Source organism: Bacillus sp. PS108, from assembly GCF_037963335.1.
Classification (GTDB): Bacteria; Bacillota; Bacilli; order Bacillales; family Bacillaceae; genus Bacillus; species Bacillus subtilis.
This window is the reverse complement of record NZ_CP150155.1, coordinates 1,432,547-1,455,763: the sequence shown is the minus strand read 5'-3', so window position 1 is coordinate 1,455,763 and position 23,217 is coordinate 1,432,547. Positions and strand designations below refer to the sequence as shown.

Genomic DNA, 23,217 nt, shown 5'->3' with positions numbered 1-23,217 from the left:
TGTCAGGGGTGTTCGGCACTGAATGTTTCTCCCCGTGTTAAACGTTTACCACTAGTTAGGTTTATTGTTTCATTGGATTGTCCTATGCTTTGACAAATAAAAAACTTGGCGGGGGTAGCGCCAAGTTTTTTCGGATCTTGATCTGATAGAGGGGTTGGGGAACAGAGAGTAGCTTCTCTCTATAATTAAATGATAATGATTCTCAGTATCAATGTCAATCGTTTTTTGATATTTTTTTCAATTCATAAAAAAAAAACGGCCTTTCAGCCGTTAAATCAGTCCGTCCTGCTCATATAAATAAGAATAAGGCAAGTCTATAAATAAATACATCTGATCATCCATCGGATATGAAAACGTTCTGATCATTTCACCTGTTTCCAAATCACTGTACAGATCACTGAAAAAACCTTTTCTGAGATTTCTCATTCTCATAATGTTCTCCAGAAAATAAGGGCGCCAGCTCCAGTTCTTTTCCGCATATTCCGGCTGATAAATCCATTCTCCGTCTTGCTTAAACACATTTCCCGTCAGCTGATCGCCTTCTTCATCACACATGTAAATCCTGAAGCTGCAATCTGTCAGCTCTTCCGCCAGCTTTTTAATAAAGTCATCATCAGAAGACAGATTGTTTTTTCTCAAAGAGGTCACAGCCTGATGCACTCGTTTGTAAAACTGTTCAGAGTGCTCATAGACGGTCTCCAGTTTCTTTTTCTCATGTGTGATAAATTGGTGAAATTCAGTTTTAAGTCTTTGTTTCAATACATCTCTCTCTAGAAACGTTTCAGATGGAGACACCAAGTAATAGCCCTGAAAATAACGGCCTCCGTTTCTCCAGGCGTACTGTAGCTGGAAGTTCGCCTCAATGTCTTCATACAATAGCGCCGCACCGATTTTTCTTGCTAATAAAGATATGCTGTACAGCACATGCTCATATGACGGTGACGGCTGTGACACTTTCAGCGCCTGCAAATCGATTTTTAACAGATCTGGTGAGAGCAGCGCGATTCTGTCCAAGTTGCTGCTTTCTTTTCCGATGTTGTCAACTGCGATTTTAATTCCGTATGTACGATAGTATGCAAGCATATGGTAGAGCTGCTCAATATCCCCTTCAAAATTGTGCTCTGTAATTTCAAGAACAAAACGGTGGAGTTCGATTCCCTTCGCTTCATATTCTTTCAGAAGCTCCAGAAAGCTTTCACCATGATCCAGCATCAGCAGATTGGCATCCTGATTCATAAAAATCAGCAGATCAGAATCCGCCTCTAAAAAGCGGTCAAGAGCCTGGCGGATAATTCTGTTATCAACCTCTAGTTTATATTCTTCGGGTATCCCCGCATCTAAAAAGAAGGGCCCGAGACTTTGGATTTCTGAATCTGCCAAAATTCGTCCAAGCACCTCATATCCGACAACCTTCTGCTCCTCGGCACTAAAAATCGCCTGGTAATATGGAAGGACATCATCAATGTTCGTTAAAATATCAAGTGGATCCAACATGTTATCACCTGCTTCTCTATCTTTGTCTGATTATACCACATTGAATCCAAAGATTAATATTCTTTAAAACGGATAAGGATTCAGCCATTGCCCCCCGTCCATTGTGATACAATCCCCGTTTATATAGGATGCTTCATCAGAAAGCAAAAACGCTGCCAAAGCGGCGATTTCCTCCGGTGTGCCCAATCGGCCGAGCGGCACACTGTTCATCGTGCGGGCCATCGCTTTTTCCGATTCAAATAGCTTCTCCGCACCGCCTGTTCGTTCAATCGGTCCGGGGGCTATCGCGTTTGTACGAATGCCGTATTTGCTCCCCCATTCAACGGCCAGCGTTCTTGTCAATGACAATACCCCCGCTTTGGCTGCAGCGGAATGAACGACCCCCGCTCCCGCTCCCCAAGCGTACGTGGCTGCCATATTTAAAATGACACCCTGCTGCTTCTGGTCAATCCAATGCCTTGCCGCTGCTTGGCTGCAAAAAAATGTGCCGTTTAAAACAATCTCAATAACGGCTTTCCATCCATTGGGCGTCAGCTTTTCTGCCGGACAAATAAAGTTTCCGGCCGCGTTGTTAATCAGCGCGTCAAGCCGGCCAAAGGCTTTTACCGCTTCTTTAATCATGTCTGAAGCGGCGGAATCGGAACGGACATCCATTTGAAAACAAGCGACCTGTCCCTCAAAGGTCTGAATTTCTTTTTTTGTTTCCTCAAGTGCCTCATGGTTCCTCCCTGTCACCATAACGTGCCACCCTAATTCAGCCTGTTTTTTTGCCATCGCTTTTCCCATGCCGCTTGACCCGCCGGTAATAATTACCGCCTTTTTTTCCATGTTTATCCCTCCTATTATGAATGAGTATTCATTCAATAATATTCTATCATTATATCCCTGCCTCTGTCAGCACATGCTCATATGAGATTTTTATCAGATACAGATGATATAATAGAAAAACTCTATTAAAGGTTGGTTTGAAATGAAAAAAATGTCCAGAAGACAATTTCTAAAAGGAATGTTCGGCGCTCTTGCTGCCGGGGCTTTAACGGCCGGCGGGGGATATGGCTATGCCAGGTATCTCGAGCCGCATATGATCGAGACAACCGAACACACAATAAAAAGCTCTCTCATCCCGCACGGATTTGACGGTTTTAAAATCGTGCAGTTCAGCGATGCACACTTGAGTGATTACTTTACTCTCGAAGATTTAAAAACTGTCATTCTTACAATTAATGAATCTAAACCTGATCTCATTGTTTTTACAGGTGATATTATCGATAATCCTGATACGTACCAGCACCACCAGGCAGTCATTCCATTATTGAGAAAGCTTAATGCTCCCTTCGGCAAGCTTTGTATTTACGGCAATCATGATCACGGAGGCTATGGAACTGCCGTTTACAAAAGCCTGATGACGGCCGGAGGTTTCACGGTATATCGCAATGGCTATCAAACATTGTCACTCGCAGATGGCAGCAAAATCGAGATTGCTTCGCTTGATGACTTAATGCTGGGAAACCCAGATTATGAAGGCACCCTTTCAAGGCTGAGCGACAGACTTTTTTCCATTCTTCTCGTCCATGAACCTGATGCGGCCTTGAAAACAACAGATTATCCCGTGAACCTTCAGCTTTCCGGCCATACACACGGCGGCCAGATTCAGCTGCCTTTTTACGGACCGATTATTACGCCTCCATATGGAAAAGTCTACACAGAGGGAATGTATCAAACGGGCAGCACTCATATTTACGTAAACCGAGGCCTCGGGATGACCAGGCTGCCTTTGCGGTTTCTGGCCAAGCCTGAAATCACTGTCTTCACCTTAAAAAGCACAAATTAATGTAGCAGGATGGGCTCCTCATCAATACTTATAAGTAAAAAAGGAGGATGAGGAAACTGCTTACGTACCAGGTGAAGCAAGGTGATACACTGAACAGCATCGCGGCTGATTTCAGAATCAGCACGGCTGCATTACTCCAGGCTAATCCGTCACTGCAGGCAGGGCTCACCGCAGGACAGTCCATAGTCATCCCCGGACTGCCGGACCCTTATACAATTCCGTATCATATCGCAGTCTCAATCGGAGCGAAGACCCTTACGCTGTTCCTAAATAATCGGGTAATGAAAACCTATCCCATCGCCGTTGGTAAAATACTAACGCAAACGCCTACTGGCGAGTTTTACATTATTAACCGCCAGCGCAATCCCGGCGGCCCATTTGGCGCTTATTGGCTGAGCCTTTCAAAGCAGCACTACGGAATACATGGGACGAATAATCCCGCTTCGATTGGTAAGGCTGTTTCTAAAGGCTGCATTCGCATGCATAACAAAGACGTGATCGAACTTGCTTCAATTGTGCCAAACGGAACGAGAGTCACGATTAACCGGTAATGTTTTCTTATTTGTTTCAAAAACAGGCGGTTTATAATATGATAAAGTGGGACCTTTAGGGTAAGGAGCGTTTTTATGGATATATTTAAAAATCGTAATTTTGTTCGTCTATTTTTCGCAGCACTCGCTTCTCAAATGGGCACGACAGTAGGCAACATGGCCTTTGCTTTTTTTTTGCTGGACCGATTCAGCAGCCAGCCTTCATATACGACCTTGGCGGAGCTGATGTATTCTCTTCCGACCATATTTGTATTTCTGATCGTGGGAGTCGTCGCGGACCGGTTTGACAGAAAAAAGGTGGCAGAAAATTGTGATTGGATCAGAGCAGGCCTGACTGTCGTGCTTTTTTTCACTTTATTTACCGGCAATATTCCTCTTGTTTTTTGTATCTTATTTATCAGAAGCGCTGTAACAAAGTTTTTCTTTCCGGCAGAAAACAGTTTGGTACAAGCCATTCTGCCGAAGGAGCATTATGCGAAAGCGGCAGGGCTTAATCAGATGCTTTTTAGCATTTTTATGGTGTTTGGAGTCGGTATAGGCGCGTTTATGTACAACACAATCGGTATTGAAGGCGCCATTATTCTTGATTTTGTCAGCTTTATCATTTCCGGGCTGCTGATCCGCAGCTGCCGGATTCCAAAAGAAGCCCGACAGCCAAACGGTGCATTCAGCTGGAGAAAGACTTCTGTTAAGGATTCAATAAATGACTTTAGAGAAGGCATCCTCTATATTTTAAAAAACAAATTGCTGGCATCTCTTATTTTTGGCTTCTTCATTTTTGGATTTGTCAATGGAGGATTCGCCGTATTGCCTATGTTTACAATGAAATATGGATTGGCGCCTGACCGTTATGAGTGGCATACGTCTGTATTTACGATCGCACTCGGGTTTGGGCTTCTGGCAGGAAGCGTAATCGGCACGCTCATCTCTAAAAAAGTGAAGCCGCACTTTTTAATGTCGATACCGATTTTCATTGCAGGTTTGCTGATCTTCGTCCTCGGCTACACCAATATTTTATGGGTGTATTACGCGGCAGCTTTTGCACTGGGAATGTGTATCGGACCGATCAACATTGCAATCGGAGGGTGGATGCCAAAAATTGTTCATCCAAAACTGATGGGACGTGTAAGCGGCATGCAGGACCCTTTTATGATGTTTGCACAGTCTTTGACACTTGGCTTAGTCGCGCTGTTATTCCCTAAGTTTGTTTCAAACATTGATTATCTTTATTACGGCATGGGTGTTATTATCCTGCTCGTTTTTATTTTTTATTTTATTGCACTGCCAAAATACAGTGCTCAGGCTGTGGAAGTGAATGTTCAGGAAGCATTTCAAGAACAGCCGAAAAAGAAGGCAAGATCTGTATAATGCAGGTTAAAAATGCGCTTTTTTTCTTAGAAAAAAGCGCATTTTTACATTCAATATTTGCATTTCAACTTTAAAAAAGTATAATCTAAACATATAGAAATTGATAAGAGCAAAGGAGAGAAATAATGGACGACCATGCATATACGAAAGATCTGCAGCCAACCGTAGAAAATCTTTCAAAAGCAGTTTACACTGTGAACCGCCATGCAAAAACCGCCCCCAACCCTAAATACCTATATCTGCTGAAAAAACGGGCTTTGCAAAAGCTTGTCAAAGAAGGTAAAGGAAAGAAAATAGGGCTTCATTTTTCAAAAAATCCAAGGTTCAGCCAACAGCAATCGGACGTGCTTATCTCAATCGGAGACTACTATTTTCACATGCCTCCAACTAAAGAAGACTTCGAACATCTTCCGCATTTAGGTACACTTAATCAATCGTACCGAAATCCTAAAGCTCAAATGTCTTTAACAAAAGCGAAACACCTATTGCAAGAATATGTCGGCATGAAAGAAAAGCCGCTAGTGCCAAATCGCCAGCAGCCAGCTTACCATAAACCGGTCTTTAAAAAACTTGGCGAGAGTTACTTTTAAAATAAAAACAGCCGTGCCTCTTTCTGGCAACGGCTGTTTTTATTTATTCAATAACATACGTATCCACTTTTTTAATCAAATCACTGATCTCAGGCTTGCTGATTTGCTCATCTGCGCCTACAACTTCGCCGCGGTGACGCAGATCATCCGTAATTAACGATGAGAAAATCATAACCGGCACATCTGAGCTTTTCGGATTTTCCTTCAGCAGCTTTGTGAGCCTGTGTCCGTCCATTTTTGGCATTTCAATATCAGTGATGATCATATCAATCTGTTCTGATAAATCAGTTTCGTTTTCAGCAAGGTTCATTATGTATTCATATGCCTCTTTTCCATTTTCAAACGAAGCGATATTGTTGTACCCTGCTTCTTTTAATTCATCCTGCAAGAGGCGCATCAAAAGCGGTGAGTCCTCTACAATGATAAGCTTTTTATCAGTTCTTCTTTCATCGAAGCCCTCGGTATGCATATTATACGTGTCAACACCTGAATCTGATTCAATGTCATAAATAATTTTTTCATAGTCAGGCAAAAAGATCATCAGGTCTTCGAGCTTAATAATCCCGGTAAGGTGCCGCTCCATTCCTTGATTTAACGATGTCGGCTTTTCAATCGCTTCCCAGGATACTCTGTGAATTTGAGAAACAGAGCCGACATGAAAAACAATTTTCCGTTTATTAAATTCAGTCACGATATATTTCTCATCTTTTGATCCTTCAGGCTCTACTCCAAAAAATGAGAAGAGACTGATCACAGGGAGGATTTCTCCTCTGAGTTTAATCATTCCTTCTACATGCTGATGGGAGTGAGGCACTGATGTCACCTCGACAGGCTGAATAATTTCTCTTACCTTCATGACGTTAATTCCGAAAGCATTTTCACCCACGCCAAACTTCACAATTTCTAATTCATTTGTACCAGAATCCAATAAAATTTCGTATTGTTGTAACGACAATTCAATCCCTCGCTATTCGCATTCAGTATTGTACTGTATATATCGGCGTAATTTGTAAAAAGTGAATGGCAGCTCTTCAAAATCGAATTCCGAAGGCAACAAGACGCGTTCCTCAAAAAAGAAACTTTTTTCCTAATAACCATTGACTTTCCAACTAACAGTGATAAAATAGTCAAGGATTTTTCCAAAGAAGGGTGTAAATAATGGGTACCTTAGTAATATTTAAAGAAAACGAAATGACTGTTTTAGAGGATATCAGTGAAGAAACTTACCTGAATATGAAGAAAGAATCAGCTGACCTTCAAGAAGAGCATCCTCCGTATCTGATTTGGCACGAAGACCTTCATTTTGATTATGGCTATTAATGAAATTGGCACATATAAACAATAATAGAACATGATACAATAAAGACAATCAAATCGCTGGTTGTCTTCTTTTTTTCTGAAAAGAAAGGTATGTTTAGAAAAAAGGCGCATACAATCGAAATATATCAGTTAAAAAGGTGACAAATGATCAGCTAGTGGTAAAATAGGATAAACTCATTATATTTGTTAAGGTGATGAATTATGGAACATTTGCTGAATCCGAAAGCAAGAGAGATCGAAATTTCAGGAATACGCAAATTCTCGAATCTTGTAGCCCAACACGAAGACGTCATTTCACTTACAATCGGCCAGCCTGATTTTTTCACACCGCATCATGTGAAAGCTGCCGCAAAAAAAGCCATTGATGAAAACGTGACGTCATATACTCCGAATGCCGGCTACCTGGAGCTGAGACAAGCTGTGCAGCTTTATATGAAGAAAAAAGCGGATTTCAACTATGATGCTGAATCTGAAATTATCATCACAACAGGCGCAAGCCAAGCCATTGATGCTGCATTCCGGACGATTTTATCTCCCGGTGATGAAGTCATTATGCCAGGGCCTATTTATCCGGGCTATGAACCTATTATCAATTTGTGCGGGGCCAAGCCTGTCATTGTTGATACTACGTCACACGGTTTTAAGCTTACCGCCCGGCTGATTGAAGATGCTCTGACACCCAACACCAAGTGTGTCGTGCTTCCTTATCCGTCAAACCCTACCGGCGTGACTTTATCTGAAGAAGAACTGAAAAGCATCGCAGCCCTTTTAAAAGGCAGAAATGTCTTCGTATTGTCCGATGAAATATACAGTGAATTAACATATGACAGACCGCATTACTCCATCGCAAACCATTTGCGGGATCAAACAATTGTCATTAACGGCTTGTCAAAATCACACAGCATGACCGGTTGGAGAATTGGATTTTTATTTGCACCGAAAGACATTGCAAAGCACATTTTAAAGGTTCATCAATACAATGTGTCGTGCGCCTCATCCATTTCTCAAAAAGCCGCGCTTGAAGCTGTCACAAACGGCTTTGACGATGCATTGATTATGAGAGAACAATACAAAAAACGTCTGGACTATGTTTATGACCGTCTTGTTTCCATGGGACTTGACGTAGTTAAACCGTCCGGTGCGTTTTATATCTTCCCTTCTATTAAATCATTTGGAATGACTTCATTTGATTTTAGTATGGCTCTTTTGGAAGACGCTGGTGTGGCACTCGTGCCGGGCAGCTCGTTCTCAACATATGGTGAAGGATATGTAAGATTGTCTTTTGCGTACTCGCTGGACACGCTGAGAGAAGGCCTGGACCGTTTAGAATTATTTGTATTAAAAAAACGTGAAGCAATGCAGACGATAAACAACGGCGTTTAAGCCGTTGTTTTATTTTTTTGGAAATGAAATTTTAAACGCTGTGCCTTTTTCAGGATGGCTGTCCACATGTATAACTCCCTGATGGTTTTCAATGATATTAAATGTCACCATTAATCCAAGCCCCGTACCTTTTTCTTTTGTTGTTAAAAATGGCTCTCCAATCCGGTTTAGTACCTTTTCAGGTATACCTTCCCCTTCGTCTTTGACAGTAACATGAACAGAATGCTCATCTTCGGTTATGATAATGTCTACTGTTCCCCCATCAGGCATTGATTCAACTGCATTTTTGATTAAATTAATGAATACCTGCTTTAATTGGTTTTGATCCCCGTTTATATAAATGCTGTCTTTTTCATAACTTGTTCTGATAAAAATGCCATTTAAATTCGCCTGCGTTTCTAACAGGGCTGAAACCTCACCAATTAATTTTTTTAAGTTCAAATATTCTTTGACAGCATTTTGCTGAGGTTTCGCCAGCATGAGCAGTTCACTGAGTATTAATTCGATACGGCTGAGTTCAGAAAACACAATATCAAAGTAATGTTCGTTGCCTTCCATTGTCGGTTTCATCAGCTGTAAAAATCCTTTGATCGCTGTAAGAGGGTTGCGGATCTCATGGGCGATTCCCGCCGCGAGCTGCCCTGCGATTGATAATTTTTCCGATTTCAGCATCAATTCTTCTGTTTGTTTTCTCTCTGAAATGTCCCGAAGAATGACCTGGACGGCCGCTTCACCAAAAAAGGTCGTCGGAATGCAGACCATCTCTGTATAGATGACCCTGTTCTGAAAGGTGAACCAGGATTGCTTGACAATTTCAGATTCTGTTTTTTGCTCGGCGATGTTTTGGATTCTCTCTTTTACATCCTCGTGATCGCAAGGATGCAGCTGATCGTATATGTTTTTGCCAATTAAGTCCTCATAAGTAGCCGCTTCAAACAGGGAAATTCCCGATTCATTCATAAACACCCATTTTCCATTGTGAATCACCGCAATGGTATCAATGGAATTTTGAATCAGCAGCTGATATCGTTCACGGCTTTTTTGCAGGATGGTTTGGAATTTTTTCCTTGAAGAGATATCGATCAGCAGCAGCAGCTCAGCCTGCTTGTTTTTGTAGACGGTCGGGGATGCTTTCACTTCTAAATGAACAGGTGTGCCATCAAGCCTTTTCCACGTCTGTTCAATCATTCCGACTTCCATTCCTTTTTGCATTCGTATAATCCTGTTTTTCACGATATCATGATATTCTTCTTCAATAAATTCATAGGACCATTTACCAATAATAGCATCCTTGCTTTTTGCTCCCAGCATTGAGAGCATCGCGCTGTTTACATAGACGATCTTGCCTTTGACACTGATGCATAGCGGACTCGGGAGATTTTCAACCAACCGTTCATAATCATCCGTTATATATGTAGTCGATTCCGGGCTTGCAGGTTCGATTTCATGTTTTTCGCAGTTTAGGGATTGATGGCCTGTTTCTTCTTCAAGAACCTTCATTTTCAAAATGATTTCCCGTTCTGTCCGCTCAGCTCTTGTCGTAACAATTTCTACCGCAGCCTCCACCCACACAATCGTATGATCTTTTTTAATAAAACGAAAGGTGCACGGCATCAGATGATGTTCATTATAAAAATAGCTTTCAACCAAAAATTGGTCTTCCTCATGCAGAAACGTTTTGAGGAATGATCCGATCATCTCTCCTTGGAGATAGCCCAAATGCAGTTTGGAGTTGGCAGATATATAAATGATGCGTCCATTAGAGGCCAAGACTGCATGAATATCGGTTTTTGTTTGAAGTGGTTTAACATGCTGCGTATCCTGTTCCACAGAATCCCTCCTTTGCATGATCATCGTGTTTCGACATATACAGATTGACTTTTACCTAGTATGATTCGCTAGAAAATGAGTATTCTCCTTCTATTCTTATGGTGAACGTCAATTTTTGAATAAAAGAAAGGGCACACAATCTTTTCGTTGTGCACCCTGTTTTTTATTTTTTACTGTGTTTTTTTTCGAGCTCTGCGTAGGCGTGGATAGCTCTTTTGGCAATGAGTTTGTTGATCGGGTCGTGGTCGTTCGCTACAGAAGGAACAACAACACTGAAAGCCACTTTTGGATTTTTTGACGGATAATAGCCGACAAATGTTAGATTGTACGTGCTTTTTCCCCACCAATTACGATTTGTTCCGTAATAAAATGTTTGAGCAGTTCCTGTTTTTCCGGAAACATCCTCTGCAAATGTATTTCTAGCTGTTCCCGAAGTGGTAACTAGCTTCATTCCAGTCTTCACCTGCTGAATGTCACTTTCTGAGTTGTTAATTTTGTTGAGAATGTTTGGCTTTCTTTGTTCAATGGTCTTCCCAAGGCCTTCTTTTTTGCTGGGCTCATGGATACTTGTAACAATTCTTGGCTGAATGCGGTACCCCCCATTGGCAATTGATGAGATGTACTGAGCCATTTGAAGCGGTGTATATGTATCGTATTGTCCAATGGCCAAGTCTAAAATTAACCCTCCTACCGCATCAGGTGTAGTTTGCATACCGGCTGATTCCTGCGGCAGATCGATACCTGTCTTTACTCCCAGGCCAAATTGGCTGTAGTAATTTCTCATTTTGTTTAAATCCTTCTGGTCAGCAGGAAGAGGTCCATGCGGCTTGTATGTTACGCCTGCAATATGCATGGCAACATTGAACATATATACGTTTGAACTTTTTTGCAATGCGGTTAATTCATTGATGGTTCCCATATTAGTATAAGATTTTTTTATAAGATTCGTTCCTAAAAGCATTGGAGCATCGACATAATATTTATAATGCGGAATTCCGTCCTGATAGCCGGCTAGCACGGTGGCCCCCTTTACTGCTGATCCCATTTCATATTGGGTGGTAAATGCCCCTATCGCATAATCTTCAATTTTGTTGGTTTTTAAATCTATCTTTTTCCCTGCCATTGATAAAATATCGCCGTTATTCGGGTCCATCATTACGGCAAAGGCTCTGTCAAGCATGTAATTTCCGCGTGCACGGCTGTTTCTTACTTCTTCTTCAATGATCTTTTCTACCTTTGCCTGAAGCTCCATGTCAAAAGAAAGCTGAAGATCGTATCCCCTGCTGCCCTTATCAATGGTTTTTTGGCTGACGACATTTCCTTTATTATCTTCTACGTATTCCACTTTTTCTTTATGCGAATTTAAATATTCTTCATATTGATACTCTAAATAACTTTTTCCCACCCTGTCATTATTCGCATAGCCTCTAGTTAAGTAGAAATCTTTCCGGTCGCTCAGCAGGCCCTGATCAGGTGTCGTGACGCCCCCGAAAACAGAATAAAGGGTTTTGTCATAAGGATATTTTCGTGTCCAATCGTTTACGATATCGATTCCCGGAAGTTCTTCTAAATGCTCAGAAACAATGGAAATTTCATCATATGTTAAGTCATTTTTTGGTCTTTGCGAGGAGTTTTTCTTCTCATCAAGCAGCGCTCCGTTTTTTCCATTGCTATTGCTCTTATTTGGATTCATTGCCTTTACGATTTGAGGTTCGTAAGCATTTCCGCTTGAAAACCTTGTATATATCGCAGCAGTTTCCATTTCTTCGTCATCTTGCTGAATAGCCTTTAATTCTTGATCCGGAACACGCTCTATTTGAAGCTTGTAAGCCTGGTCTCCTTTCAGATTGCTTTCTGATTCCTTAAGTAGAGCGGCGGCTTTTTTCGGATGAGCTGCGATCCAGTAATCACGAAGATCCCTTTCCTTCAAAAATTCGGTATCAATATGAATGAAAGAAGCAAGCCGCTTCGCTGTTTTGATTTTATCTTCTGTTTTTGTGCTAGATGTTGATACATACACAATTTCTGGAACGCTCTGGTTGTCGACAGCAACTTTCTGGTTTCTGTCGTACATCTTCCCGCGAGGCGCAGGATAGTAAGCTGTTTTTGCATTTGATTTCTCAGCGTCTTCTTCATGCTGTTCGCCTTCAACAATTTGAACAACCCCGAGCTTAAAAATTAATGCAGTGAATAGAACAAAGACAGCTAGGAAAAAAAGGTTCATTCTGATTGCTCTGTTTCCTTTGCTCTTTTTCTTTGGTTCACGTCCTATTTCAGTCACTTCTGGTTACCCCTCTCAAATCATTCAATATATTTACATATACTGAGATTAATTGTAACACCTTTGTAATAGTTGTTACAGCGAAAAGGAGTAAAAAAAGCTGTCAATATAAAAACACATTAAAATATAACTAACGGTTCAAAAAAAAGGAAGCTATGTAACGGTACGATAAAATCATATATACCGCTGATTCCCTTATTCTTAGTGATTCAACGGATTTACTTTACGAAAATGACAATCTCTATTTGTCAAAGGAAAGTGCTGGAATCTTTATGACAAAAAAGCTATGTTATGATTTTTCTGTAGAAACAAACAACTCTAGGAGGTTACGAACTAATGAAGAAAGCATTTATTTTATCTGCTGCCGCTGCGGTTGGATTATTCACATTCGGGGGCGTACAGCAAGCATCAGCGAAAGAACTCTCCTGCCAGCCTGTGGTTACAGTAAAAACGGGGAACACAGTACAAAACATGTCACTTAACGATGCAGTGAAAAAACTGCATATTAACACAAATATCAAAACGTTAAACGCTGCAAACGAAAAAGAGATGAAGCAGCTTCTTCAAAAACATGCGAAGCAATCTAACGTGAAAGTTCAGGATGTTCAAAAGACAGAAACGGCAAAACCTGCACAAAAGACTACTGAAAAAGCAGCTGCTGATCAAAACACTGCTTCTAAAGCACCCGCAACTGCTGAAAAAACAAATACAACAACGTCTGCACCTTCATCTGTAAGTGCATATGAGAAAAAAGTTGTTGAACTTACAAATGCAGAAAGACAAAAACAAGGCTTAAAACCGCTTCAAATTGATGAAACGTTAAGCAAATCTGCACGCGCAAAATCTCAGGATATGAAAGACAAAAACTACTTTGATCACCAAAGCCCAACATACGGCTCACCGTTTGATATGATGAAATCTTTCGGAATCAGCTACAAAACAGCAGGTGAAAACATTGCGAAGGGCCAAAAGACACCAGAAGAAGTAGTAAAAGCTTGGATGAACAGTGAAGGACACAGAAAAAACATTCTAAACCCTAACTTTACTCACATCGGTGTTGGTTACGTTGAGTCTGGAAGCATCTGGACACAACAATTCATCGGAAAATAATAAAAAAAGATTGCCTGTTTCGTACAGGCAATCTTTTTTTATTTCACCCAAAGCTTATAGATACTCTGTGTTCCGCTGTTTTCTTCACCTTGAGCAGCTAGCTTGTCATATAAGGATTTTGCGAGCGACAAGCCTGGCATTTCTTCCCCCATTAATTCTGCTTCCTCTAGTGCGATTCCCATATCCTTAATAAAATGCTTCACATAAAATCCCGGTTCAAAGTTGCCTTGCAGCATACGGGGAGCAAGATTTGACAGTGACCAGCTTCCGGCTGCGCCCGTTGTGATGCTTTTCAGAACATTTTCCGGCTCTAGGCCTGATTTTTGGGCATAAGCCATCGCTTCAGCAACACCGATCATACCGGCTGCAATTGCAATCTGATTGCACATCTTGGTATGCTGTCCGCTTCCAGCCGGTCCTTGATACTGAATATTCTCTCCCATTAAAGAGAAAATCGGCATGCAGGCTTCAAAAGCTTCTTTTTCTCCACCGACCATAATCGCGAGTGTTCCGTTTTGTGCACCGATGTCTCCACCGGAAACAGGAGCGTCTAAAGCGAACAATGCTTTTTCTTTGGCCGCTTCAGCAATCTTCTTCGCAAGCGAAGGCTTAGATGTCGTCATATCAATAAGATATGCCCCTTCTTTTGCGTTTTCAATAATTCCATTGCTTCCGAAATACACTTCTTCAACATCACTGGGATAGCCGACCATTGTGATGATAACATCCGCTTCTTTCGAAAGATCTTTGACCGTATCTTTCCAGATCGCGCCTTTTTGAAGTATGCTTTCTGCTTTTTCTTTTGTCCGGGTGTACACCAATACAGGATGGCCATCATTGAGAATATGTGATGCCATGCTTTTTCCCATTACTCCAAGACCGATAAAACCAATTGTTTTTTTCAAGGTCATTCCTCCCAGATGTTTCGTTTAGATTTTAGTTAAAATTTATCATTTTTCCTTCATTTTCTAGACTACCATATCTATTCATCTTATAAAATAAAAAATCCCCAAAACAAATGATGTTTGGGGATGTAATTGGATTACAATGTGAATTTTGCAATTGTGTTCATAAGCTCTTGGCTTGCATGTTTTAGTGTTTCCGTTGAGTGTTTGACTTTCTCAAGGGTGACAAGCTGTTCATCGGTTGATGCGTTCACTTCCTCTGCTGCGGCAGCTGATTCCTGTGATATGGCTGAAATGCTTTGAATAGCTTCAGATATCGCAAGCTGTTCTTCACTCATTCTTTGAATTTCCGCGTAAATGTGATCAATACCTTGTACCAGTGACTGCATTTCTGCAGTTATCGTATTTAATACCTCTCCAGTTTCGTGAATGGCACTGTTTTGTTCATCATTCATTCTGCTTGCCTCAACCATCGCGTGAGAGGCCTCTTTTGTCTCAAGCTGGATAAGCTTCACAGTCTCGCTGATATGCTTTGTAGAAAGGGCTGATTGCTCAGCTAACTTCCGCACTTCATCGGCTACGACGGCAAAACCGCGCCCGCTTTCTCCGGCTCTGGCTGCCTCAATACTGGCATTTAAGGCAAGCAAGTTGGTTTGATCAGATATGTTTGAAATCGCTGTAACGACTTCTTCAATATTCTTAGTTTGATTTTCCAAATCCAGCAGCATCGTTTCAACCTTTTTCGTTTCCATATTGGCTTCGTTTGATTTCATCAGCAGCTGGCCGAGCGCGTCAAGTCCTTTATAGCTTGCATCCTCGGACGATTTTGAGCGTTCTTTAATTCCGCCTGCCTCCTCAGCGATTTGCCTGATTTTCGTTGACAGGCTTTCCGATTTTTCATTAATGGTTTCAACTTCAGAAGCCTGTTCCGATGCTCCTGCGGCTACTTCTTCAATCGCTTTTGCAATTTGTCCGCTTGTTTCATTTGTTTCGGCAGAGACAGCCGTTAGTTGTTCAGAGGTGTCAGATACTTTCCCTGAAGAGAGTCTCACCTGCTCAACCATTTCCTTCATATTTTCAACCATCAGATTGAAATCTCTTGTTAAAATACCGACTTCATCCTTAGATTTTGATTCCGCGCGCACTGTTAAATCGCCTGCGGAAACAGCTTTCGTTTTTACGATCAGCTGCTGTATCGGACCGGTTATCGTTTTGGCCAGGAAGTAGCTGAGAATAATTGTTATGATAAGCGCAATCAATGATATCCAAAGATTTGCCCGATTCATTTTATCTGAAATCCACATTAATTGATCGGTATCAAATTGCGTTCCGACCTTCCAGCCTGTCTCGCCAATCGTTTGGTACACAACCATTTTCCCATTCACATCTTGTATCCCTTTTTTCTCGGATGCGATGGTTTGCAGTGTTTGATCCTTTGATATATTTTTTCCTTGATTTGACGGATGGGCTAAAAGATTGCCGCTCGCATCAGCTAAAAAGGCAAATCCTTTGTAAGGCACCTTTTGTTTATTGACCATACTCTGGATAGCAGAGAGTTTCAAGTCATAGCTGGCAACCCCTATCACTTTTTGCCCGTCTAAGATCGCTTTCGATGCAGTAACAATCATGTCTCCTGTCACGACATCTTTATAAGGTTCCGTCCAAACAACTTGATCCGGGGTTTCAGCTGCAAGCTTATACCATGGTCTTGATGTTGGATCGTAATCCTCAGCGAAATCCGCTTTTGGATATGTAAACATTTCTTTTTTTGCGGTGCCTATGTAAGCCATCGCAACATAATCATCGTTGTCTTTGATTTGCTTAATGTCATCGTGAAACAGCCGAGCAGCTTCTTTACTTGGTTTCGTTACAAATGTATGCGTTAATTCCCCATTAGCCAATCTTGATAACGAAATGGCATAACTCTTTAATTGCAATTCAATATTTTGTTCAAGTGACTGCGTCACGTTTTGAGTTGTATTTTTCCCATCCTCTGTAATCATCGGTTTTAGCGTCAAATAAGAAGACAGCATTAAAAGAACAACTGTGATGATTAACATAATCGAAACAAAAACAGCAATCTTCATGTGAAGTTTTTTAAACAAACCAATCCCCTCCTAATTTCTATATCGGCCCTTTCGTTTGAAAAATGAATAATCAAAAAATAAATTATAAGAAAATCGGAATATATTTACTGAAAATTCAATCTTCGTTATAATGAAACAACATAAGGAGAGTGATGATCATACTAAAACAAATGTATGTGCATGACGGCAGAAAATTTGAGGCTCTGACCATCAGAAACTACACTGAGACTGACATCGAGAGGCTGATTTCTCTTCAAGAAGAATGTTTCCCTCCTCCGTTTCCCCAGGAATTGCTGTGGTCAGAGGACCAGCTTGCCAGCCATATCAAAACCTTTCCGGAAGGCGCTTTATGCGCGCTCATCAATGGCAGAATTATCGGTTCCATGACTGCTCTTATTGTACAATTTGAGCCTGATTCTCCTGATCATACATGGGCACAAGCAACTGACAATGGATCGATTAAAAATCATGAACCTCATGGAAATACTTTATATGTAGTGGATATTTCTGTTTCTCCTCATTATCGAAAGCTTGGAATCGGAAAATGGCTGATGAATACGATGTATGAGCTGACTGTTGATAAAAGACTGGAACGCCTTCTCGGCGGCGGCCGCATTCCTTTGTATTATAAATACGCACACGAGATCAGCGCTGTTCAGTACGTTGAAGATGTGATGGAAGGCAGGAAAAACGACCCTGTGCTGTCCTTTCTCCTCCGTTGCGGGCGTTCACCTATTCGTGTAGTCAGCAATTATTTGGAGGATAAAGAATCATTGAATTACGGCGTTTTGATGGAATGGAAAAATCCTTTTTATAAAAAAGCGAGCTGTTGATCACAACAGCCCGTTTAAGTGAAATATTCAATTTTTGCCTTAGGGAAAAAGGTATCAATATAGGATTCAAGTGCCTCTCGAAGTGCATGCTCTTCATCTTTCTGATAAATATATTTTCCGATCCCGTAACGACCCCATTTATAACGGCGCTTTTCTTCATCTAATTCGAGCTTCGTCTTCGGATAATTTTTCTCTATCACTCGTTTGGCCGGTTTTGTAAAACGGTGTTGAATTAATTCAAACGTAATGTCATGTCTAACGTCCTGCGGCAAAGCAGCATCTAGCTTTTCAAACAGATGTCTGTATCCTTCTTCCCAGCCTTCATGAATATAAATCGGAGCAACAATAAAGCCTAGCGGGTAGCCTGCTTTTGCAACTTTTACTGCCGCTTCTATCCGCTTATCAAGAGGTGAAGTTCCCGGCTCAAAGTTTTTAATCACATAGTCGGCATTAATACTGAATCTGAATCTCGTTTTCCCGTTATGCTTTGCGTCTAATAGGTGATCGACATGATGAAATTTCGTTACAAATCGGAGCTTTCCGAGATCACTTTGGCCAAAATGTTCAATGGCGCGCTTCAGCGTGTGTGTCAGATGATCAATTCCTACAATGTCTGACGTACATGATGCTTCGAACCTTGTGAACTCTGGTGCGCGCTCCTTCATATACTTATCTGCCTGATCTAAAATCTCTTCGACGTTTACATAAGTTCTGATATACGGCTTTGATCCCATGGTTGTTTGCAGGTAGCAGTAATGACAATGCCCCATGCAGCCTGTTGCAAACGGAATGGCATACTCAGCCGAGGGTTTGGATGAATCAAACTTTAATGTTTTCCGGACACCGATAACTAAAGTTGATTTCGCATTGCGATATTGCTGAAGATGATTTTTCCCAGGAATATTACGCACCTGATTGTGGGATGTTGTTTCTCTGATTTCAATGCCCATATTCTCAAATTTTTCTTGTAATTCTTGGCCTAGCGGATATTCCAGCGCCCTCGGTTCTATATATACAAGCTGCGGAACAAATGGGTTCTGCATGATGCCACATCCTTTTCCTTTACTAACGTTACTTTTCTCACTAGGCGGAAAGGATATGAGTTGTAATGATTTCCTTGTTACTCATACGGATCAATATCAAAGAGTTCTTTGTAAAGCGATTTAGCTTCTTCATAGCTTGCAAACACAGCATCGTCCTCTGCGAACGGGTGATAGGTTTCATAAATAAACAGGGAAAGCTCGCCTTCATGGTATGGATGGTGCACAATTTCGGCTTCCTTTATGTGGGCTACATTGGCGGCGTGCGGATTTCTGTAGATCACATAAACAGTATCTCCTGCGTTAAATTGGTTTGACATACTATCCCTCCTAGCCATGTTATTGTGTCCTTCTATCCCCTTACTTATGAAAAAAACCAGACAGGCCGGAGGCCGTCTGGTTTTTGTACATTACTTGAAGGTTTCTTTTACGAACGCGACAACTTCTTCTGTCGTGCTCATAGATAAGATTTTCTCTTTGAATGACTCAGCTTCTTGTTTAGACAATTTGCTGATTTGTGTTCTTGCCGGAAGGATAGACGTTGCGCTCATTGAGAACTCATCTAAGCCTAAGCCGAGAAGGATCGGAATCGCAATCTCGTCTCCTGCCATTTCTCCGCACATGCCAACCCATTTTCCTTCTTTGTGTGCTGCTTCAATTACGAGTGTAATTAAGCGAAGGATTGCCGGGTTGTATGGCTGATACAGGTAAGATACACGTTCATTCATACGGTCAGCTGCCATTGTGTATTGGATCAAATCGTTTGTTCCGATACTGAAGAAATCAACCTCTTTAGCAAACTGATCAGCGATGACTGCAGTTGACGGAATCTCAACCATCATTCCGACTTCAATATCGTCAGATACAGCCTGTCCCGCTTTTACGAGCTTTTCTTTCTCTTCAAGAAGGATCGCTTTTGCTTCTTTGAATTCGTTAACTGTCGCAATCATAGGGAACATGATTTTCAAGTTTCCGTATGTACTTGCACGAAGCAGCGCGCGAAGCTGTGTTCTGAAGATTTCTTGCTCTTCAAGGCAAAGACGAATCGCTCTATATCCCAGGAACGGGTTCATTTCTTTAGGAAGCTGCAGGTAAGGAAGCTCTTTGTCTCCGCCGATATCAAGTGTCCGCACGACGACTGATTTTCCTTCCATACGCTCAAGAACCGTTTTGTAAGCATCAAACTGCTCATCTTCTGTAGGCAGCTGATCTCTTCCCATGTAAAGGAATTCTGTACGGTAAAGGCCAACTGCTTCTCCGCCGTTTTCAAGAACACCTTTTACATCATCAGGAGTACCGATGTTCGCTGCAAGCTCTACATGATGTCCATCTTTTGAGACAGTCGGTTCATTGACAAGCTTCGCCCACTCAGCTTTTTGAGCCAAATAAGCATTATGTTTTTCTTCATACTCTTTTACAGTTTCCGCAGATGGGTCAATAATGACATCGCCATTGATACCGTCAACGATAACAGTCACGCCGTTTTGGATCGTGCCTGTCGCCGCTTTCGTTCCAACAACTGCTGGAATCTCAAGAGAACGTGCCATGATGGCAGAGTGAGATGTGCGTCCGCCGATATCAGTAGTGAATCCTTTTACGAACTCACGGTTTAATTGGGCTGTGTCAGACGGTGTTAAGTCTTCAGCTACAATAATAACCTCTTCTGAGATCATGCTTGGGTTTGGAATTTCAACGCCAAGCAGGTGGCCGGTTACGCGTTTTGTTACATCGCGGATATCTGCCGCACGCTCTTTCATATATTCGTTGTCCATAGATTCAAACATGGTAACGAACATAGAAGACGTTTCTTTTAAAGCGAATTCAGCGTTCACTGAATCAGTGCTGATTTTTTCTTTCACAGGGTTCAGAAGCTCAGGGTCACTGAGAACTAAAAGGTGAGCAGAAAAAATATCAGCTTTATCCTGACCCAGTTCTTTCAAAGCGTGCTCTTTGATTTTTTCGAGCTCTTCTTTTGAACGTGCAATCGCTTCATCAAAACGGCTTACTTCCGCTTCAGAATCAGAGATGTTTTTCTTTTCAACCGTTAAATCTGGCTCTTCAAGCCGGTATGCTTTTGCAATCGCGATGCCGGCTGAAGCACCAATCCCTTTTAATTCTTGCATTACTCGCCGAGTCCTTCGCTTTTCATTGTTTCTTCTAAAGCGTTAAGAGCATCGTTTTCGTCAGCTCCGGAAGCAGAGATTGTGATCTCAGCGCCTTTAGCGATACCTAAAGACATAACACCCATAATAGATTTAAGGTTAACTGTTTTGCCGTTATATTCTAAATTAACGTCAGCGTCGTATTTGCTAGCAGTTTGTACAAGAACTGTCGCAGGACGAGCATGGATTCCAGAATCTGCAGTTACTTTAAATGTTTTTTGTGCCATTTTTATCATTCTCCTTTTAACTTAAAGCTTAATTACTTCACAATATTATATCATACAACCGTACTTGTCATCTGACAAGCACGGCGTACTAACACCCTTATTTTTCAATCTTCACAATATCTTCTTGTTCTCTGTTGACTGAACCGCTTGCTTTAATGCTGACTGTTTCTCCTTCAGCAAGGTTTGTAAATACAATCGGTGTCATGAGAGATGGTACATTCGGTTTGACTGCATCCAGATCAACTTCAAGAAGTTTTTGTCCAGGCTCAACGCGGTCTCCTTCTGATACGAAAGACGTAAATCCTTCGCCCTTCAGGCTGACGGTATCAATACCAAAGTGGATTAAAATTTCTCTTCCGCCGTCGGATTGCAGGCCGATCGCATGTTTCGTCGGGAACACATTGAGAATTTTTCCGCGAACCGGTGATACGACAATTCCTTCAGAAGGGAGAATCGCAAAACCGTCACCCATCATTTTCCCTGAGAAGACTTGGTCAGGAACATCCGTAATCGGGTGAATTTCCCCGCTAATCGGAGAAACGAAAACTTCCTCGCCGATTTCATTTTGCAGCGGTTCTGCAATCACTTCCTCAACCTGCTGTCCTACTTCCTCTTGAGCAGATGTTTTCGGTTCAGGTCTAGGCTTGCGTCCCGCAATAATGTCTTGCATTTGTGTTTTTAACCCGTCAGAACGCGGTCCGAAAATAGCCTGAATGTTGTTGCCGACTTCCAGCACTCCGGAAGCGCCAAGCTGTTTCAGACGGTCTTTATCAACCTTTTTCTGATCGTTTACAGTCACACGCAGACGAGTGATACAAGCATCAAGGTGTTTGATGTTTTCCTGGTCACCCATTGCCTGCAGAATCTCATAAGGAAGATCCCCTGCTTCACCTGTTTTCCCAGGTGCTGCTGTTTCTTCCGCAGCATCCTCGCGTCCAGGTGTTTTCAGATTAAATTTGCGGATGGCAAATCGGAATCCGAAGTAGTAAATGACCGCTAACCCTAAGCCGACAGGGATGACTAGCCACCATGCCGTCCGGTTCGGTAAAATACCGAATAGGAAGTAGTCAATTAAACCGCCGGAGAATGTCATACCAATCTTAACATTCAACAGCTGCATGACCATGAATGAAAGTCCCGCAAACAAACAGTGAATCGCAAACAGGACTGGAGCAACGAATAAGAAAGAAAATTCCAATGGCTCTGTGATCCCCGTTAAGAAGGATGTCAAGGCCGCTGAACCCATAATACCTGCAACGAGTTTTTTGTTTTGCGGTTTTGCTTCATGATAAATGGCAAGCGCCGCAGCAGGCAGACCGAACATCATAAATGGATATTTACCTGTCATGAACGTACCTGCCGTTAACTGTACGCCGTCTTTAATCTGCGCCATAAAGATACGCTGATCCCCGCGGATGATTTCTCCTGCTGCACTCTTATAGCTGAAGAATTCATACCAGAACGGCGAATAGAAAATGTGATGCAATCCGAATGGGATAAGCGAACGTTCAATCACCCCGAAGATAAATGCAGCAAGGGTTGGATTCGCTTCCACTAATCCTGTTGAAAAGGCATTCAATCCATGCTGGATCGGAGGCCAGATCACTAACATAATAAGACCCAGAATCAGTGCAGAAATTGACGTAACAATTGGAACGAAACGTTTACCCGCAAAGAAACCAAGGTATTGCGGCAGTTCAATTGTGTAAAATCTGTTAAACAATAATGCAGCTAACACACCGACGATAATACCGCCGAACACCCCTGTCGCCAGGGTAGGTATACCAAGCATGTTTACATATGCAGGATGGTTTTCCGTAAAGAACTTGGCTCTTTCAACTGAATCCGAAGGAATGGTTCCGTTTGCAAGAAGAACCGCACTCATGGATACATTCATTACAAGATAACCGATAATTGCTGCAATCCCTGCAACTCCATCACCGTTGGCAAGCCCGATGGCTACACCTACTGCGAAAAGAAGCGGAAGGTTATCGAAAACAATCTGCCCAGCGCTTTCCATCACACCTGCTACAAGCTGAACATTGTCATTGCTCAAGAAATGCAGGACCTGAATCATGTCCTTATTTTGCATCGCATTCCCGATCGCAAGCAAAATACCCGCAGCCGGAAGGATCGCAACTGGAAGCATAAGCGCACGCCCAATTTTTTGAAGAACGCCGAATAATGCTTTAAACATAAGAATTG

General features: G+C 41.9%; 20 protein-coding genes. 8 read left to right on the top strand and 12 right to left on the bottom strand.

Annotation, left to right across the window (positions count from 1 at the left end):
• Positions 1-270 precede the first annotated feature (270 nt).
• Both NSQ16_RS07625 and fadH read right to left on the bottom strand, forming a co-directional pair.
• Positions 271-1,494, bottom strand: a complete 1,224-nt coding sequence (locus NSQ16_RS07625) for an EAL-associated domain-containing protein (RefSeq protein ID WP_003232391.1) — start codon at positions 1,492-1,494, stop codon at positions 271-273.
• Between the two features lie 63 nt (positions 1,495-1,557).
• The gene (fadH, locus tag NSQ16_RS07620) at positions 1,558-2,322 is read right to left on the bottom strand and encodes a 2,4-dienoyl-CoA reductase (RefSeq protein WP_003232398.1); all 765 of its coding nucleotides are present in this window, start codon (positions 2,320-2,322) and stop codon (positions 1,558-1,560) included.
• 142 nt (positions 2,323-2,464) lie between these two features.
• Here fadH and NSQ16_RS07615 point away from each other — a divergent pair, with 142 nt between their 5' ends.
• From NSQ16_RS07615 to NSQ16_RS07600, 4 genes are all read left to right on the top strand, one after another.
• The gene (locus NSQ16_RS07615) at positions 2,465-3,325 is read left to right on the top strand and encodes a metallophosphoesterase (protein WP_003232400.1); all 861 of its coding nucleotides are present in this window, start codon (positions 2,465-2,467) and stop codon (positions 3,323-3,325) included.
• Between the two features lie 56 nt (positions 3,326-3,381).
• Positions 3,382-3,876 (top strand): L,D-transpeptidase family protein, encoded by a 495-nt coding sequence (locus NSQ16_RS07610; protein ID WP_072174092.1) that lies wholly within the window; start codon positions 3,382-3,384, stop codon positions 3,874-3,876.
• 75 nt (positions 3,877-3,951) lie between these two features.
• On the top strand, positions 3,952-5,244 hold the full coding sequence (locus NSQ16_RS07605; protein WP_003245267.1) for an MFS transporter: 1,293 nt from the start codon (positions 3,952-3,954) through the stop codon (positions 5,242-5,244).
• Between the two features lie 125 nt (positions 5,245-5,369).
• Positions 5,370-5,834 (top strand): YkyB family protein, encoded by a 465-nt coding sequence (locus NSQ16_RS07600; RefSeq protein ID WP_003232406.1) that lies wholly within the window; start codon positions 5,370-5,372, stop codon positions 5,832-5,834.
• Positions 5,835-5,877: 43 nt separating this feature from the next.
• Here NSQ16_RS07600 and cheV read toward each other — a convergent pair whose 3' ends face one another.
• Positions 5,878-6,789 carry a chemotaxis protein CheV gene (gene cheV, locus NSQ16_RS07595; RefSeq protein ID WP_014476655.1) on the bottom strand — a complete coding sequence of 304 codons (912 nt, stop codon included), beginning with the start codon at positions 6,787-6,789 and terminating at the stop codon, positions 5,878-5,880.
• A 203-nt stretch (positions 6,790-6,992) separates the two neighbouring features.
• Here cheV and NSQ16_RS07590 point away from each other — a divergent pair, with 203 nt between their 5' ends.
• Entirely contained in the window at positions 6,993-7,154 is a 162-nt protein-coding gene (locus NSQ16_RS07590; protein WP_003245246.1) for a hypothetical protein, read from the top strand.
• 201 nt (positions 7,155-7,355) lie between these two features.
• Positions 7,356-8,537 carry an aminotransferase A gene (locus tag NSQ16_RS07585; RefSeq protein ID WP_014476653.1) on the top strand — a complete coding sequence of 394 codons (1,182 nt, stop codon included), beginning with the start codon at positions 7,356-7,358 and terminating at the stop codon, positions 8,535-8,537.
• A 9-nt stretch (positions 8,538-8,546) separates the two neighbouring features.
• On the opposite strand, the gene kinA is transcribed toward NSQ16_RS07585, so the two are convergent.
• Together kinA and NSQ16_RS07575 are read right to left on the bottom strand one after the other, a co-directional pair.
• Positions 8,547-10,367: a sporulation histidine kinase KinA gene (kinA, locus tag NSQ16_RS07580; RefSeq protein WP_015715804.1), complete on the bottom strand. Its 1,821-nt coding sequence runs from the start codon at positions 10,365-10,367 to the stop codon at positions 8,547-8,549.
• 163 nt (positions 10,368-10,530) lie between these two features.
• Entirely contained in the window at positions 10,531-12,648 is a 2,118-nt protein-coding gene (locus tag NSQ16_RS07575; protein WP_339232661.1) for a penicillin-binding protein 2, read from the bottom strand.
• Between the two features lie 336 nt (positions 12,649-12,984).
• Here NSQ16_RS07575 and NSQ16_RS07570 point away from each other — a divergent pair, with 336 nt between their 5' ends.
• Complete coding sequence (locus NSQ16_RS07570) at positions 12,985-13,758, top strand: CAP domain-containing protein (RefSeq protein WP_003244693.1); 774 nt, start codon at positions 12,985-12,987, stop codon at positions 13,756-13,758.
• A gap of 38 nt (positions 13,759-13,796) precedes the next feature.
• Here the strand turns inward: NSQ16_RS07570 and NSQ16_RS07565 are convergent, their stop codons facing one another.
• Positions 13,797-14,663: an NAD(P)-dependent oxidoreductase gene (locus NSQ16_RS07565; protein WP_003245029.1), complete on the bottom strand. Its 867-nt coding sequence runs from the start codon at positions 14,661-14,663 to the stop codon at positions 13,797-13,799.
• Positions 14,664-14,800: 137 nt separating this feature from the next.
• Positions 14,801-16,768 carry a methyl-accepting chemotaxis protein McpC gene (mcpC, locus tag NSQ16_RS07560; RefSeq protein WP_327836674.1) on the bottom strand — a complete coding sequence of 656 codons (1,968 nt, stop codon included), beginning with the start codon at positions 16,766-16,768 and terminating at the stop codon, positions 14,801-14,803.
• A gap of 134 nt (positions 16,769-16,902) precedes the next feature.
• Between mcpC and NSQ16_RS07555 the strand changes: the two genes are divergently transcribed.
• Positions 16,903-17,583 (top strand): GNAT family N-acetyltransferase, encoded by a 681-nt coding sequence (locus NSQ16_RS07555; RefSeq protein WP_131227368.1) that lies wholly within the window; start codon positions 16,903-16,905, stop codon positions 17,581-17,583.
• A 14-nt stretch (positions 17,584-17,597) separates the two neighbouring features.
• Here NSQ16_RS07555 and splB read toward each other — a convergent pair whose 3' ends face one another.
• The 5 genes from splB to ptsG form a co-directional block, all read right to left on the bottom strand.
• Positions 17,598-18,626 (bottom strand): spore photoproduct lyase, encoded by a 1,029-nt coding sequence (gene splB / locus NSQ16_RS07550; protein WP_327836671.1) that lies wholly within the window; start codon positions 18,624-18,626, stop codon positions 17,598-17,600.
• Between the two features lie 77 nt (positions 18,627-18,703).
• Complete coding sequence (splA, locus tag NSQ16_RS07545) at positions 18,704-18,943, bottom strand: splAB operon transcriptional regulator SplA (protein WP_003218644.1); 240 nt, start codon at positions 18,941-18,943, stop codon at positions 18,704-18,706.
• A gap of 90 nt (positions 18,944-19,033) precedes the next feature.
• The gene (gene ptsP / locus NSQ16_RS07540) at positions 19,034-20,746 is read right to left on the bottom strand and encodes a phosphoenolpyruvate--protein phosphotransferase (protein WP_003218638.1); all 1,713 of its coding nucleotides are present in this window, start codon (positions 20,744-20,746) and stop codon (positions 19,034-19,036) included.
• Positions 20,746-21,012 carry a phosphocarrier protein HPr gene (locus NSQ16_RS07535; protein WP_003154654.1) on the bottom strand — a complete coding sequence of 89 codons (267 nt, stop codon included), beginning with the start codon at positions 21,010-21,012 and terminating at the stop codon, positions 20,746-20,748. The genes ptsP and NSQ16_RS07535 overlap by 1 nt, the downstream gene beginning before the upstream one ends.
• 97 nt (positions 21,013-21,109) lie before the next feature.
• A complete protein-coding gene (gene ptsG, locus NSQ16_RS07530) occupies positions 21,110-23,209 on the bottom strand; it encodes a PTS glucose transporter subunit IIABC (RefSeq protein WP_029727001.1) in 2,100 nt (699 codons plus the stop codon).
• Positions 23,210-23,217: the final 8 nt, after the last annotated feature.